Source organism: Flavobacterium branchiophilum FL-15 (genome assembly GCF_000253275.1).
In the GTDB taxonomy this organism is placed as follows: Bacteria; Bacteroidota; Bacteroidia; order Flavobacteriales; family Flavobacteriaceae; genus Flavobacterium; species Flavobacterium branchiophilum.
Genome location: NC_016001.1, coordinates 2,719,905 through 2,734,943, shown reverse-complemented (window position 1 = coordinate 2,734,943; position 15,039 = coordinate 2,719,905). Strand labels below are relative to the sequence as shown.

14 protein-coding genes are annotated in these 15,039 nt (G+C 33.6%); 6 read left to right on the top strand and 8 right to left on the bottom strand.

The genetic code is table 11. The features are described 5' to 3' along the window. Nucleotides 1-24 precede the first annotated feature (24 nt). The 6 genes from FBFL15_RS11855 (at nt 25) to FBFL15_RS11830 (ending at nt 4,405) form a co-directional block, all read left to right on the top strand. A complete protein-coding gene (locus FBFL15_RS11855) occupies nt 25-1,296 on the top strand; it encodes a DUF2851 family protein (protein WP_014084819.1) in 1,272 nt (423 codons plus the stop codon). Between the two features lie 2 nt (nt 1,297-1,298). After that, the gene (locus FBFL15_RS11850; protein WP_014084818.1) at nt 1,299-1,520 is read left to right on the top strand and encodes a hypothetical protein; all 222 of its coding nucleotides are present in this window, start codon (nt 1,299-1,301) and stop codon (nt 1,518-1,520) included. Nucleotides 1,521-1,530: 10 nt separating this feature from the next. After that, nucleotides 1,531-2,409, top strand: coding sequence for a ComEA family DNA-binding protein (locus FBFL15_RS11845; RefSeq protein WP_014084817.1), 879 nt, complete (start codon nt 1,531-1,533; stop codon nt 2,407-2,409). 15 nt (nt 2,410-2,424) lie between these two features. Beyond that, nucleotides 2,425-3,564, top strand: a complete 1,140-nt coding sequence (locus FBFL15_RS11840; protein ID WP_014084816.1) for an acyl-CoA dehydrogenase family protein — start codon at nt 2,425-2,427, stop codon at nt 3,562-3,564. 250 nt (nt 3,565-3,814) lie between these two features. Then, nucleotides 3,815-4,009, top strand: coding sequence for a 30S ribosomal protein S21 (gene rpsU / locus FBFL15_RS11835; RefSeq protein WP_014084815.1), 195 nt, complete (start codon nt 3,815-3,817; stop codon nt 4,007-4,009). Between the two features lie 129 nt (nt 4,010-4,138). Beyond that, nucleotides 4,139-4,405, top strand: coding sequence for a hypothetical protein (locus tag FBFL15_RS11830; RefSeq protein WP_014084814.1), 267 nt, complete (start codon nt 4,139-4,141; stop codon nt 4,403-4,405). 88 nt (nt 4,406-4,493) lie between these two features. On the opposite strand, the gene FBFL15_RS11825 is transcribed toward FBFL15_RS11830, so the two are convergent. The 8 genes from FBFL15_RS11825 to argS form a co-directional block, all read right to left on the bottom strand. Next, on the bottom strand, nt 4,494-5,381 hold the full coding sequence (locus FBFL15_RS11825) for a bifunctional 5,10-methylenetetrahydrofolate dehydrogenase/5,10-methenyltetrahydrofolate cyclohydrolase (RefSeq protein ID WP_014084813.1): 888 nt from the start codon (nt 5,379-5,381) through the stop codon (nt 4,494-4,496). 163 nt (nt 5,382-5,544) lie between these two features. Beyond that, the gene (locus FBFL15_RS16860) at nt 5,545-5,700 is read right to left on the bottom strand and encodes a hypothetical protein (RefSeq protein ID WP_231847466.1); all 156 of its coding nucleotides are present in this window, start codon (nt 5,698-5,700) and stop codon (nt 5,545-5,547) included. Between the two features lie 178 nt (nt 5,701-5,878). Continuing rightward, nucleotides 5,879-6,250: a DNA adenine methylase gene (locus FBFL15_RS16855; RefSeq protein ID WP_231847465.1), complete on the bottom strand. Its 372-nt coding sequence runs from the start codon at nt 6,248-6,250 to the stop codon at nt 5,879-5,881. 58 nt (nt 6,251-6,308) lie between these two features. Next, nucleotides 6,309-7,658: a signal recognition particle protein gene (gene ffh, locus FBFL15_RS11815; protein WP_014084812.1), complete on the bottom strand. Its 1,350-nt coding sequence runs from the start codon at nt 7,656-7,658 to the stop codon at nt 6,309-6,311. A gap of 825 nt (nt 7,659-8,483) precedes the next feature. Further along, on the bottom strand, nt 8,484-10,178 hold the full coding sequence (locus tag FBFL15_RS11805) for an MBOAT family O-acyltransferase (protein WP_014084811.1): 1,695 nt from the start codon (nt 10,176-10,178) through the stop codon (nt 8,484-8,486). Further along, a complete protein-coding gene (locus FBFL15_RS11800) occupies nt 10,178-11,602 on the bottom strand; it encodes a LysM peptidoglycan-binding domain-containing protein (protein ID WP_014084810.1) in 1,425 nt (474 codons plus the stop codon). The genes FBFL15_RS11805 and FBFL15_RS11800 overlap by 1 nt, the downstream gene beginning before the upstream one ends. Further along, on the bottom strand, nt 11,602-13,083 hold the full coding sequence (locus tag FBFL15_RS11795; protein WP_014084809.1) for an SGNH/GDSL hydrolase family protein: 1,482 nt from the start codon (nt 13,081-13,083) through the stop codon (nt 11,602-11,604). Before FBFL15_RS11795 ends, FBFL15_RS11800 begins: the two co-directional genes overlap by 1 nt. A 62-nt stretch (nt 13,084-13,145) precedes the next feature. Then, nucleotides 13,146-14,945 (bottom strand): arginine--tRNA ligase, encoded by a 1,800-nt coding sequence (argS, locus tag FBFL15_RS11790; RefSeq protein WP_014084808.1) that lies wholly within the window; start codon nt 14,943-14,945, stop codon nt 13,146-13,148. Between the last annotated feature and the right edge of the window lie 94 nt (nt 14,946-15,039).

The window sequence follows — 15,039 nt, the reverse complement described above, 5'->3', positions numbered from 1 at the left end:
ATTGCACTTCCTATTATTGTTTTGATGAAAGAAGACTTTTTACATTATATATGGAAGTTTAAGAAATTTAATTTTACCCATCTCCAAACTACTACTGGAGAGGAGGTTGTTATTGTAAATGTTGGTCAGTATTTGCAATTGGCTGGACCTGATTTTTTTAATGCCCAAATGATTATAGGGCAGCAAAAATGGGCAGGCAACATTGAAATACATCTTAAATCATCGGATTGGTATGCGCATCATCATGAAGATAATGAAGTTTATCAAAATATAATCCTGCATGTTGTTTGGGAACACGATACCGAAATATACCGTAAAGACAACTCAGAAATACCTGTTTTGGAACTTAAAAATTATGTTTCTTCAGATTTAATACATCAATACCAGGCTTTGATTTCGCCTAAAACTTGGATTTTTTGCGAAAATCATTTGCAACATATTGATGAATTTATGTTTAAAAATTGGCTCGAACGCTTGTTTTATGAACGCTTGGAACGCAAATCAAAACCCATTTTAGAACTAGCAACAAAATGGAATAACGACTGGGAGACAGTCCTGTTTCACATGTTGGCCAAAAATTTTGGCCTCAATACAAACGGTGACACTTTTCAACAGATGGCACAAGCAATACCTTTTCAAATTATAAGAAAAGAGTCGTTTGAAGTAGAAAATATTGAGGCTTTGTTGTTTGGAACTTCCGGACTATTAGATGCTGATAAAGAAGATGTATATTTTAAAGATATGAAATTTCGATATTATTATTTGCTTCACAAATACCAATTAGAACAACAAATAGTGGCTCCATTACAATTTTTTAAACACAGACCAGATAATTTCCCTACAATTAGAATATCTCAATGGGCAAATGTATATCACAAACAACAAAATTTGTTTTCAAAAATAATTGGTACTTTAGATTTAGAAACGATTTATGAGTTGTTTCAAGTGTCGGTTTCGGACTATTGGAAAACACATTATCAATTTGACAAGTCAAGTGTTTTCAAAAATAAAAGTTTAACCAAATCATTCATAGATTTGTTGATAATCAATACTTTAGTACCTATTCAGTTTGCCTATTTTAAAAGCATTGGCAAAGAAATTTCTGAAAATTTAATTGGGTTATTGATGCAAATTTCACCCGAAAAAAATGCAAAAATAACCAAGTTCAAATCCTTTGGTATCGATGCTCAAAATGCTTTCGAGTCACAATCGCTTTTACAATTGAAGAATGCCTATTGCGAGTCAAAAAAATGTTTGGATTGTGCCATTGGGACTACAATATTAAAAAATAAATAAAAATGATCAATCAATTAAAATATTTCTTAGAACGATATGGTTTTCATGTATCCTCCAGATTAGCAGACAAATTAGGTATGCGAGCTTCAAATGTTCGGTTGTTTTTTATCTACATTTCATTTGTAACCATTGGACTTGGATTTGGAATGTATTTGACATTGGCTTTTTGGATCAAATTGAAAGATATGATAAAAGCCAAACGAACTTCTGTTTTTGATTTGTAAGATAAAAGGTATGAATACACAAGAAGTACAAAAATTATTAGTTTTTACAAACGGTGAACGAAAAGGGCTATTTGGCCTATTTTTGTTGATTATTTTATTGCAGATATTGTATTTTTCTTATCATTTTTGGTGGACTCAACCCGCTCCACCACAAGATGCCCATTGGCTTTCTGTCAAGTTAGAAGCTTTACCCAATGGAGGTACCGATTTTAAAACCAAAGTGATCATTTATCCGTTTAATCCTAATTTTTTAACAGATTATAAAGGATACAAATTTGGCATGACCACTACCGAAATAGATCGGCTATTTGCCTTTAGAAAACAAAACAAATTTGTCAATTCGGCCGCAGAATTTCAGCAAGTTACAAAGGTTTCGGATGCTGTATTGAACCAAATGAAACCGTATTTTAAATTTCCAGACTGGGTAAATCAATCAACATCAAAAAACTATGATCAAACAAAATATTCCAAAAATAAGGATGTAAATGTTGTAATCAAGGACTTGAATGGGGCTACAAAGGCTGATTTGATGGAAGTTTACGGCATTGGAGATGCCATTTCAGATAGGATTTTGAATGAAAAAGCCAAATTTGGCTGTTTTGTGTCTATGGAACAACTATCATACATTTGGGGAATATCGCCTGAAGTAGTTCAAAAAATGAAACAACAATTTAAAATAACTACAACAACAAACGCTGTTAAAATAAATATCAATATGGCATCTGTAAAAGAATTAGCACAGTTCCCATATTTCAACTATTCCATATCAAAAGACATCGTGAAGTATAGAACCATGAACGGTGATTTTAAAAATATTGACGATTTGTCAAAAATAAATGGAATTTCTGTTGATAAATTAAAAATAATTGCTGTATATTTGGAATTCTAAAAAATTATCATCAATATGGACTTTAGTTACAACGAAACACAACAAATGATTGCACAATCTATTAAAGATTTTGCCGAAAAAAACATCCGTCCTTTTATGATGGAATGGGACGAATTGCAGTTTTTTCCTTTAGATTTGTTTAAAAAATTAGGAGAAATGGGTTTTATGGGCGTATTGGTACCCGAATCTTTAGGTGGTTCTGGCTTAGGCTATCATGAATATATTACAATTATTGAGGAAATTTCAAAAGTCGATTCTTCAATAGGTTTGTCTGTTGCGGCACATAATTCGTTGTGTACCAATCATATCCTTACATTTGGCAACGATGAACAAAAGCAAAAATGGATACCAAGTTTGGCTTCAGGAGCAAGTATTGGAGCGTGGGGACTCACGGAACACAACACGGGGTCTGATGCAGGAGGGATGAATACGACAGCCATCAAATCTGGCGATCATTGGATATTGAATGGAGCCAAAAATTTTATAACCCATGCTATTTCTGGTGATATTGCAGTAGTAATTGCCCGAACGGGCGAGAAAGGCGACTCCAAAGGAATGACGGCTTTTGTATTAGAAAAAGGTATGAAAGGATTTACATCTGGTAAAAAAGAAAATAAACTAGGCATGCGTGCCTCGGAAACAGCCGAGCTGATTTTTGACCAATGTGAAGTGCCAGATGCCAATAGGCTAGGCGAAGTAGGGCAGGGGTTTATTCAGGCTATGAAAATACTTGATGGAGGCCGCATTTCTATTGGTGCTCTATCACTTGGAATAGCAAAAGGTGCTTATGAAGCAGCTTTGAAATATTCAAAAGAGCGGCATCAATTTGGAAAACCAATTTCGGATTTTCAAGGAATTTCTTTTAAATTGGCCGACATGGCAACAGAAATTGAAGCTTCGGAATTGTTATTACACAAGGCTGCTTATTTGAAAGAAAATCATTTACCTGTAACCACTATGGGGGCCATGGCCAAAATGTATGCTTCCGAAGTTTGTTGTAAAGTAGCCTCTGAAGCCATTCAAATTCATGGCGGATATGGTTATACAAAAGATTTTCCTGTCGAAAAATTTTATCGCGATGCAAAACTTTGTACCATTGGCGAAGGCACTACGGAAATTCAAAAAGTGGTTATAGCTAAAAATTTATTGAAATAATTAAGTAATGAAGCCAGCATTTTGATATTAACAACTATAAAATAAATATGTTTTTTAAGTTGTAAGCTTGTTAAATATAAAAGATTATTTTTATTATTTTATGGTAAAAAGCATTTTATATTTATAAATTAATTTTTTTTGATTACTAAATACGATAATTATATTTTAAATCGCTTAATCAAAGAAATATTTTTTTTATTAGAAATAAAGTTGTAGTTTTGCACCCTTAACGAGAGGAGGTGTCAAAATTATGTTAATTATACCAATTAAAGACGGAGAAAATATAGATAGAGCGTTGAAACGTTACAAAAGAAAATTTGATAAAACAGGAACTGTTCGTCAATTAAGAGCACGTCAAGCTTTTATTAAACCATCTGTAACCAATAGAATGAAAATTCAGAAAGCTGCTTACATACAAAACATGAAAGATAGTTTAGAAAGTTAATATTTTCGAATTTTAGAGCATGTTAAAAATTAAAAACCAATACTTTGATTATACAAAGTATTGGTTTTTTTAGATTTATATAAATTACGAATATTCTTTTTTTATTTACAAATATTATAAAATAGACAGATGCAAGAAGATAATTTATCAGCATTAAATGACGCTGAATTACTAAAGGCTTTTAAAAAAATGAAATCTACTCAAATTACCAATGCTCTATTAATTGGCTTTTTGATAGGAGTTGGTTTGTATAGTACCGTAAAAAAAGGCATAGGTTTTTTTACTTTTTTTCCTTTATTCTTTGTTTTAACCCTTTTAAATCAGAATAAAAAAAGCAAAATCAATGAAAAATATAAAGCTTATAAAAATGAAGTAAAATTAAGAAATTTATATTAATATTGATGTGTTTTCTATAAAAAAAACAGTTGCATTGTTATTTCAATGAACTGTTTTTTTTGATATTTACTCTAGCGGTTTAAAAAGATTAATTTTTGGCTAACTTTCTTAAATCACGTGCCAAAAGCGTGTTTTTTAGTAGCATGGCTATTGTCATAGGGCCTACACCGCCTGGTACAGGGGTAATAAACGAAGCTTTTTTGCTTACTTCTTCAAAATCTACATCGCCTGTAATCACATATCCCTTTTCTGAATTGGGGTCTTCAACTCTTGTAATGCCAACGTCTATTACTACAACACCATCTTTTACCATATTGGCTTTCAGATAATTAGGAACACCCAAAGCCGTTATGATAATGTCTGCCTGAACGGTAATTTCTTCGATATTTTTGGTATAACTATGAGTCAAAGTTACAGTCGAATTGCCAGGAAAACCTTTTCGTCCCATCAAAATACTCATGGGTCTGCCCACAATATGGCTTCGTCCAATAACTACGGTGTGCTTTCCTTTGGTTTCTACTTTATATCTTTCGAGCAATTCCATGATACCAAATGGTGTGGCAGGAATAAATGTAGTCATATCTAAAGCCATTTTTCCGAAATTTTCAGGATGAAATCCATCAACATCTTTGCTAGGATCTATGGCCATAAGCACTTTTTGAGTGTCAATTTGTTCTGGCAAAGGCAGTTGCACAATAAATCCATCAATATGATCGTCTTGATTGAGTTCCTTAATTTTTTTCAACAACTCAATTTCTGATGTGGTATTGGGCATGTTGATCAAAGTAGAGTCAAAACCCACCTTTTCGCAAGCCTTTACTTTGCTGCCCACATAAGTTAGGCTTGCTCCGTCGTTTCCTACGATTATAGCTGCCAAATGTGGCACTTTTTCGTTGTTTTTTTTCATCAAATCAACCTCGGCTTTGATTTCATTTTTGATGTCGTTTGATATTTTTTTTCCGTCTAATAGTTGCATGTTATTTTAGGTTTTAGTATGTAAATAAATGATTCAAATTTATTATTTAATTGTTGTTATTGGTGTTGATTTTGTTATTTTGTAACAAATATAATATATTACTAAACGCTTCGAGTTCTTCGCTTTTAAGTAATTTGTTCCAATAATTAAAGGCCTTCTTTTACTAATTCTTTATAATTACTTGAAACGAAATACTTCCTTTTCCACCTCTATTGTTTAGATATGTTTTTGCTTCAATTGTTACATTTCGGTATTTTGAAAATAATTTTTCCAATTCTTCGATGTATTTTGGAAGTAACTCTTCAAAAATTTCTTTCACGGGTCTAATTAAACTCCTATTACGTTTGATACTTTCTGGGTTGTTTGCATAAACCAAAGCTTGTGTATGACCAAAATGCCCATGGTAATTTTTCGGGTCATGCTGTTATTGATAACCGTAAAAGCAAGCGCTTGTTTCAACTCATTTTCTAATAATGGGATATTTGCTCTGAAATTATCTAAAAATTGTGCCTCTTTTTTTCAAAAAATACATTGGTAAATGTACTTTTAAATAATTCAAATTCGTTTTTGTTTTTTGAAGCGTGAAAAAGAGTATCTAAATCTGTTTTGTCTAATTTGGTGGACTTGTTCTCAATTAAAGCTTTAACATTTTGATTATTAAAATTTAAAAAATCGTTAGTAATTACTTTGCATCCTTGTTGTTTCAATAAATACCCAACAGATTGCGATCCGGCAAAGGCATCAATTGCAGCGTTTATAATTTTAGTAATAAACTGATATAGCCAAGACAATAAAGTATGCTTTGTGCCTAAATATTGATACTCTTCAAACAGCATGACAGTGTTTTGTATGTATTTTATTAATTTCAAATGGAACAAGGTTGAAAAAAACTTAATTAGTCTTTTTCAACCTTTGTGTTTATATTATTTATCTTGGCATGGCTCCTCCGCCTTTCATGTTGCCCATCATTTTCATTAAATTTTTGCCTCCTGGACCTTGCATCATTTTCATCATTTTGCTCATTTGGTCAAATTGTTTCATCAATTGATTGACTTCTTCTATTTTGCGACCCGATCCTTTTGCTATTCTTGTTTTTCTTTTAACATCAATTATGGCTGGTTTTTTGCGTTCGATTGGTGTCATGGAATGGATAATGGCTTCGATATGTTTGAAGGCATCGTCTTCAATTTCTATATCTTTCATGGCTTTTGATGCTCCTGGTATCATGCCTATCAAATCTTTCATATTACCCATTTTTTTCACTTGTTGAATTTGGGTTAAAAAATCGTCAAAACCAAATTCGTTTTTGGCAATTTTTTTCTGAATTTTACGGGCTTCCTCTTCGTTAAATTGTTCTTGTGCTCTTTCTACTAACGATACCACGTCGCCCATTCCAAGGATACGTTCGGCCATACGTTCTGGATAAAATACATCCAAGGCATCCATTTTTTCGCCTGTTCCTATAAATTTGATGGGTTTATTGACAACAGTTTTGATAGACAAAGCCGCACCACCACGAGTATCTCCATCTAATTTTGTAAGAATAACCCCGTCAAAATTCAATCTATCGTTAAAGGCTTTTGCAGTGTTTACGGCATCTTGACCCGTCATGGAATCTACCACAAACAAGGTTTCATTTGGTTTGATGGCTTGATGAACATTGGCTATTTCGGTCATCATTTCCTCATCTACTGCTAAACGGCCTGCGGTATCTATAATAACTACGTTGAACCCTTTTTCTTTTGCATATTTAATAGCATTTTGCGAAATTTCTACGGGGTTTTGGTTGCCAATTTCAGAATATACTTCAACGTCTATTTGTTTTCCCACTACGTGTAGTTGGTTGATAGCTGCGGGTCTGTAAATATCGCAAGCTACTAAAAGTGGTTTTTTGTGTTTTTTGGTTTTGAGGTAATGGGCTAATTTTCCTGAAAAAGTTGTTTTACCAGATCCTTGTAATCCAGACATCAAAATAATGCTAGGATTGCCCGAAAGGTTGATGCCAGCTACATCGCCTCCCATTAATTCTGTCAATTCGTCTTTGACTAATTTGACTAATAATTGTCCTGGTTGTAAGGTTGTTAATACGTTTTGACCAATGGCTTTGTCTTTTACTTTTGTAGTAAAATCTTTGGCTATTTTAAAATTAACATCCGCATCCAGCAGGGCTCTTCTTACTTCTTTGAGGGTTTCGGCTACGTTGATTTCGGTTATTTTTCCGTGTCCTTTCAATACGTGAAAGGCTTTATCTAATTTTTCGCTTAAATTACTAAACATGATTTTTTAATTTTGATTTGCAAATATAATATAAACAGCCATAGCTACAAAATAGCAAGCAATCAAAGTTTGTTTTTTTTGAGGATTTAATCAAGTTGGTTTTGTAAATGGTTTTTTTGGAGTGTAAGATTTATACCAAATATACATATAATACCAAACACTCATATAAAATTGCCCAATCTGCTAGCTCTTTTTCTCCAAATATTTCACAAAAAAATAATTACGTAGCCCAGCTATGAAATGATTTTTTTATAAATCTTGAAAAAAGATAGCCTTGCATTTTTAGACTATTTTATAGAAGTGTTTGGTATAATACCAAATATACATATAAAATAGTCCAATCCACTTGTTCTTTTTTGCTAAAATTATTCAAAAAAAATAGTTCCGTAGCCCAGCTATGCAACGATTTTTCTTGAAAATTTTTTCTAAAAAATAACTACGCATCTTTGGACTATTTTATAAATATATTTGGTATAAAATAGCCCAATCTATTGGTTCTTTTGTGCTAAAATGAGTCCAAAAAAATAGTTCCGTAGCCCAGCTATGCAATGATTTTTTTTGAAAATTTTTTCTACAAAATAACTACGCATTTTTGGACTATTTTATAAATATATTTGGTATTGTTTTTTTTGTGTGGAAGGTTTGGTAGGAGTGGGGTGTTTGTTTTGAAAATGGTGTTGTGCTGCGTGAGGGATAGCAGTGGAAATCCTTTTTTGGCCCTTTTTTTTGGGCCAAAAAAGATTGAAACGAATAGCCCGACCCGAAGTTTTTACGGAGGGGCACGCCCAAATTATGGAGATTTTGCTTATTTAAGATGTTTTTTTTTTAAAATTGAAAATAAATAAATGGTTGTGGTCCAGAGGATGATGTGGCATATACGACCCAAAAGGCCAAGGCAAGGACGAGGGCTTTTAAAACGATGGGCATTTTGTTGAAAACCCATTGGTTGGCGTTGGTAATTTTGGTGGGTAAAAAGTGCCAAACGTAGCCCAAAAACTGGACTAAAAACACATTTTGGTAGCCCATGATGATGGTTTGCCACTGTTGTATATTGAAGGTAAGGTTGCTGATATTTTGTAGGATATCGAAGGCTAGGGAAAAGTCTTTGGCTCTAAAAAATATCCAACAAAAAGCTACAAAATGAAAGGTAAGTAGTAAAGAAATACTGGAACCCATGATTTTGAAAAAGGTAAGTTTTTTAGTATTAGACGAAGGAAAAATTTCTGAAAATATTTTGTGTACTGCCAAGCCTATGCCGTGTAGTGCACCCCACAAAATGAAACGAAAACTAGGGCCGTGCCATAAGCCGCCGAGGAGCATGGTGGTTAGTAAATTGACGTTGGTATAAAGTGTTTTTTTCTTGTCTTTTGCTAAAATGACCGTGGACAAAAACAGTAGTAATGCTGCTAGGGCTGTCCATAAAGGGAGGGCGTTTATGGGATAATAATAATAGCCAAATGCAATACAACCGACAAAAAATAAGGTAGGAAATAAAAAACCTCCTACAGAACCTTGTCTGTTACCGCCAATGGAAATATATAGGTAATCTCTTAGCCATGTGGAGAGGGAGATGTGCCAACGCCGCCAAAATTCGGTTAGTGATGTAGATTGATATGGGGTTTTGAAATTAGTTGATAATTGAAAACCCATGAGGAGGGCTATGCCAATGGCCATGTCTGAATAGCCAGAAAAATCGCAATAAATTTGAATGGTATAGCCATAAGCGGCCATTAGATTTTCGAAGGCGGTATAGGATTTTGGAGCATCAAAAACCCTATCGACAAAGTTGAGTGCAATGTAATCTGATATGAAGGTTTTTTTGATAAGTCCGCCAATGATTAAAAATAATGCACGGTTTACATCGTTGCGAGAAAGATGTAATTTGCTGTATATTTGTGGGATAAACTCTGAAGCTCTCACAATTGGCCCTGCTACTAATTGCGGGAAAAAAGATACAAAAAACATGTAGTCTAAAATGTTTTTTGTAGGTTTTAGCTCTTTTCGATAAATGTCGATGATATAACTCATTGATTGGAAAGTATAGAAAGATATTCCTACAGGAAGTATGATGTTTTGCATCATAAATTGTTGGCCAGAAACTTCATTGAGGTTTTGGATAATGAAATTGGTGTATTTGAAATAGCCTAAAAAGCATAAATTTAGTACAATACTTAATATAAGATAAAATTTTCTGTATCCTTCTAATGCTTCTTCATATAAAAGTTTGGCAATATTGTAATCTACAACTCCAGAAACAAGAAGCAAAGCAAAATAGATGCCGCTGGATTTATAATAAAAAAATAATGAAAATAAGAAGACATATAAATTTCTGTAAAAATGAGTTTTGGGTTTTATCGCTACTATATATAGTGGATAAAAAATTAAAAACATACCTAAAAAAAGGGGGGTGTTGAATAAAATAGGAGATTTAGGATTGTAGGTTACCCAATTGTTGATGGTTTCTGGGGTAATAGTACCAATGTTTTTAATCATCCAATTGTTGATGTCTGAAAAGGTCATTATTTTTTCTTGTTGGGGTTATTTTGATAATCTTCAAATGATTGGAGTAGGGCTTCAAACAACATTTTGCCTTGAATTTCGTAGCCTAACTTAGTATAGTGAACCCTATCGGGAGCCATCCATCCTTTTCGGGCATTTATTGAAACTCCTTGCATGCCTCTGAGTTGTGTGTAAGCATCCCAAATGGCATATCGATTTTCGGCTGCAAAAGTAATTAATTTTTCGGTGTAATCTGCAATATAGGTGTTGGGTAATTTTCTGTAAAGTAATGATGGTGGTGGCGTTGTGAGTAGAATGGCCGTATCTGGATACCATAATTTTATATTATTGATAAAACGAAACACTTGTTGCATATAGGATTCTGAACTCATTCTATCAAAAGATTCATTGGTACCAAGTGATACAATAATTAAATCTGGATTTAATGATTTGAGTTGACTAAAAAATAGGGGGTATTTATTATAATCGGCATATTTTGCTCCATTGACACCAATATTATGATACAAAATGCCGGAATTATTGTTTTCTAAAACCAAGCCACTTAATATTTTTTCGGGATTGTCGTTTTGAGTTATTATAGCAATTTTAGATAATAAATTTTCTGATTTATAATAAAAATATTGATTTGAATTATAAGATTTTTCTGGTATATATGAAGTTGTATAGCTTATTTTTGATGTTGTTTCGGTTGTTGGTATTTTGAGTGTTTTTCCAGCTTGTATGTTGTTGGACTTCAAACGATTCAATGCCTTGATTTCGGCCATTGAGCAATGGTAACTTTCAGCAATTGTAGATAAAGCTTCTCCTTTTTTTACTTTGTGTGATATTTTTTTTGGCAATTTTGTTTCAATAGCTGTTTTTTGTTTGTTTAGTGCCAAATCAAAATCATGGTTGTTATTGGGAGAAATGACTTTGATGGTATTAAAAAAATTTTCTGGGTCTTTGACGGTTAATTCAATGTAAGCGTTTTGAGCTTTGGTTTGTAGTGCTATGCCACTCAAACCTACGGCACTTCCGTTGGGTTGTGCTATGTTTTTATGACATTCCCACGTGGCATTGCTCGAAAATCGAACATCCCACGCACCATTTGTTTTGGCTAATTGGTGAGGAAACACAAATCCTCGACCTGCATTTCCAAACCTATTTTGACAATTTTTTCGAATAACGGCCGTCATCAAATCAGCTTGAATATGAGAATCTCCAACATGAACGATGTTCAATTTACCAGTATTGTTTTTTTGTAATAGTATTAATTTTTTCCAAAAAATTTCCAATGCCATTGCATTAATCAATCGATTGTCAGGTAGCTTGATGCTGTCTGTCGAGGGGGTGTCTGTTACCCCATCAGAGGTGCCAACTAATTGGGCATTGGACTGAAAAATTGTCCAGAACAAACCCACAATGATACTTATTTTTTTAAACATTAGGGGTGTTGTTCGTTAGGGTTTGACAAAAGACTATCTGGTTGAATAGGAGCCACTTTTGGGGCTGCCGTTTTGCTTGCAGTGGCTTTGTTTTTTCGTAATTGTTTGTATTGTTCATACCCTGTTTGGAGTTGGTTATAAATAATACCAGCTACTTTTTTGGCTCCACGTTGGTTAAAATGGGTGTAATCCTTATTGGCCAAAACGGGTATTTCTTCTACCCATTTGGTCATGGAACCATCGCCTCCCATTAGGGTATATAAGTTTACAAAAGCCGCCTGATTGTTTAGTGCATACCGTTTTTGTGCCAAAGTAAGGGGTACTACGGCCGAATCGGTTTTCATTTGTGTTTCGTATTTTGTGGCTTTGTCTGCCGTTGAAATCACCAAAATGGCTGTACCAGGAAAACACTCCTTCAAGCGTTGCACTACTTTTGACATGCTTTTGTTGTACCAACCATAATCGAATGTTCCGTAATTTAATACATTTGTACCATAGTGAAGTACTATTAAGTCGTAATTCAACTTTTGATGAAAAGATTGCATCAAAGCAACATCAAACTTAGAAATGGGGATGCCAGAATTGCCTCTTTGCGAAAAATTATCTACATGTACCCCTTTGCCATCGTCAAAATTGAAGCCATAAATAGGTATGGATTTGGCTTTTTTGAAATCGACTTTTAATGATTTTAATGGGTTTTGAGACAAAACCAAAGTATTTAACAAATGATGTGGTGTTAAGTTTTTGGAAATGGTATCTTTTCCTATTGTGTAAGAAATAACTGCTTGATTGTTTGAGGCATATCCATAAAAAAGGGTTGGGTTGTTGAGCCACGAAATGGGTTTTACAATATTAGTTTTATATCTGACCCAGGCTTTGTGCAAGGTGTCATTGGCAAAAAACACATGACCGTTTACACCAAATGGTTTGGATGGATTTTTGACATTCAAATAGGAAAGTGTTTTCCAATTTGTAGCATATTCGTGCAATACAGACCCCCTTGAGGCGGCCGATTCGCTTGTAATGGCTACAAAACCTACACCATTTCCTCCAAATTGATTTTGATATTGAGCTCTAACATCCTGAACAATCATATCGCCATCTGTCATCGAATCGCCAAAATAAGCTATCCGTACATGGCCTTTTTTGGTGGTTTCTAGTTGGTATAATTTTTCGTAAAATGGAATTAAATATTGGTACCCTTTATAATTTTCAAAATTTTCTGAAGGAAATGCAATGCCATTGGTTTCAAAAAAATGGATATTTTGTTGGTTTAAAGTATCTTTTGAAATGGTTTTTTTGGCTTTTTTTTCGGCATTAAAGGCTTCTAATAACATGCTGTCTATCAGCACGTTTTGAGTAAGTCCCGTTTTTTCAGAAAAAATTTTTTTTGGCAACACATTTTTCAATCCGATAAAAAAAATGGCGGCTAAAAATACAATTAAAAAAGATTGTATGAAATAAGATTTGGATGGATTCACTTTAAATTTTGTTATATATATATATAGGTGTATATAGATTTTTATTTGAACAGACCTTAATATTACATTCTTTCTGGAACATCAATACCCAACAATGCAAAAGCATTTGATATGGTTTGAGCTACTTTTTCGGAAATTTGTACTCTAATGGTTTTTTTATAAAGATGCGGTTCGCCTAAAATAGAAACAGTTTGATAAAACGAATTGTACTCTTTGACTAAATCATAAACATAATTAGCAATTAATGCTGGACTATGATGTTGTGCGGCATTTTGAATTATTTCAGGAAAAAGCATGATGTTTTTGATAATTTCTTTTTCTTTTTCGTGGAGCGATTCCAATTGTTGGATTTGAACACCATCAGCATAATCAAAATCAGTTTTTCTTAAAATAGATTGGATTCGAGCAAATGTATATTGAATAAAAGGGCCTGTGTTTCCTGCAAAGTCAACCGATTCTGCGGGGTCGAACAAAATACGTTTTTTAGGATCTACTTTTAGAATATAATATTTAAGCGCTCCAAGTCCAATAGTTTTGTAAAGTTGTTGTTTTTCTTGCTCCGAATAACCCTCTAATTTACCCAACTCTTCAGACAATTCTTGAGCGGTTTGGGTCATTTCTGTCATCAAATCATCGGCATCTACCACGGTACCTTCTCGGGATTTCATTTTGCCAGAAGGCAAATCGACCATGCCGTACGAAAGGTGGTATAAATTTTTAGACCAATCAAAGCCTAATTTTTGAAGAATTAAAAACAATACTTTAAAATGATAATCTTGCTCGTTGCCTACGGTATAAACCATACCGCCCACATCAGGACAATCTTTTACACGTTGAATGGCTGTGCCAATGTCTTGTGTCATATATACGGCAGTACCATCGGAGCGACGAACAATTTTTTCGTCCAATCCATCTTCGGTTAAGTTTACCCATACCGAGCCATCTTCTTTTTCATAAAAAAGGCTTTTATCTTTGCCTTTAGCCAATTCATTATCAATAACTTCGTTGCCTAAAAGGTAGGTGTTCGATTCATAATAATAGGAGTCAAAATCGACCCCTAAGTTTTGATATGTTTCAGCAAAACCGTCATACACCCATTGGTTCATGGTTTTCCAAAGCTCGATAACTTCTGGTTTTCCAGCTTCCCAGTCTAGTAGCATTTGTTGGGCTTCTATAATAATGGGGGCTGCTTTTTTGGCATCTTCTAATGTAAGTCCTTTTTGAACCAACTCGTCAATTTCAGATTTAAAAGCTTGATCAAACGCTACATAATATTTTCCTACTAATTTATCGCCTTTTAAACCAGATGATTGTGGTGTTTCGCCGTTTCCAAACTTTTGCCAAGCCAGCATAGATTTGCAAATATGAATGCCTCGGTCGTTGATGATTTGGGTTTTATACACTTTTTTGCCCGATGCCTTTAAAATTTCGGCAACGGAATAGCCCAAAAGGTTGTTTCGAACGTGTCCGAGGTGTAAGGGTTTGTTGGTATTTGGCGAAGAATATTCGACCATGATGGCTTTTTCGGACGAATCGGGTGTTACAAAACCAAATTTTGGGTTGTTTTTGATTTCATTAAAAGCATTCAAATAAAAACTGTTGTCAATTACAAGATTCAAAAAGCCCGATACCACATTGTATTGTGTAATTTCGGGTGTGTTTTCTGTTACATACTGTCCTATTTTGTTTCCAATTTCGGTTGGATTTCCTTTTATTATTTTTAATAATGGAAAAATTACGATAGTTATATCTCCTTCAAAATCTTTGCGTGTGGCTTGAAATTCGATTTTCTCGACGTTTTGGTCGAAAATTTGTTGGATAGCAAGTTGGATTTTTGGTAAAAGTATGGCTTGAATATTCATTTTAAATGTTTTTGAGAGGTCAAAGATAAAATTTTATTATAAAAAAAGATGAAAAATAAGTCATAAATTAAATCTTAGGTTTATACTTACATTT

Bases quoted from the DNA above. Each gene is read 5' to 3' on its own strand.
- FBFL15_RS11855 (WP_014084819.1), top strand. From the start codon at position 25: ATGAAAGAAGACTTTTTACATTATATATGGAAGTTTAAGAAATTTAAT.
- FBFL15_RS11850 (WP_014084818.1), top strand. From the start codon at position 1,299: ATGATCAATCAATTAAAATATTTCTTAGAACGATATGGTTTTCATGTA.
- FBFL15_RS11845 (WP_014084817.1), top strand. From the start codon at position 1,531: ATGAATACACAAGAAGTACAAAAATTATTAGTTTTTACAAACGGTGAA.
- FBFL15_RS11840 (WP_014084816.1), top strand. From the start codon at position 2,425: ATGGACTTTAGTTACAACGAAACACAACAAATGATTGCACAATCTATT.
- rpsU (WP_014084815.1), top strand. From the start codon at position 3,815: ATGTTAATTATACCAATTAAAGACGGAGAAAATATAGATAGAGCGTTG.
- FBFL15_RS11830 (WP_014084814.1), top strand. From the start codon at position 4,139: ATGCAAGAAGATAATTTATCAGCATTAAATGACGCTGAATTACTAAAG.
- FBFL15_RS11825 (WP_014084813.1), bottom strand. From the start codon at position 5,381: ATGCAACTATTAGACGGAAAAAAAATATCAAACGACATCAAAAATGAA.
- ffh (WP_014084812.1), bottom strand. From the start codon at position 7,658: ATGTTTAGTAATTTAAGCGAAAAATTAGATAAAGCCTTTCACGTATTG.
- FBFL15_RS11805 (WP_014084811.1), bottom strand. From the start codon at position 10,178: ATGACCTTTTCAGACATCAACAATTGGATGATTAAAAACATTGGTACT.
- FBFL15_RS11800 (WP_014084810.1), bottom strand. From the start codon at position 11,602: ATGTTTAAAAAAATAAGTATCATTGTGGGTTTGTTCTGGACAATTTTT.
- argS (WP_014084808.1), bottom strand. From the start codon at position 14,945: ATGAATATTCAAGCCATACTTTTACCAAAAATCCAACTTGCTATCCAA.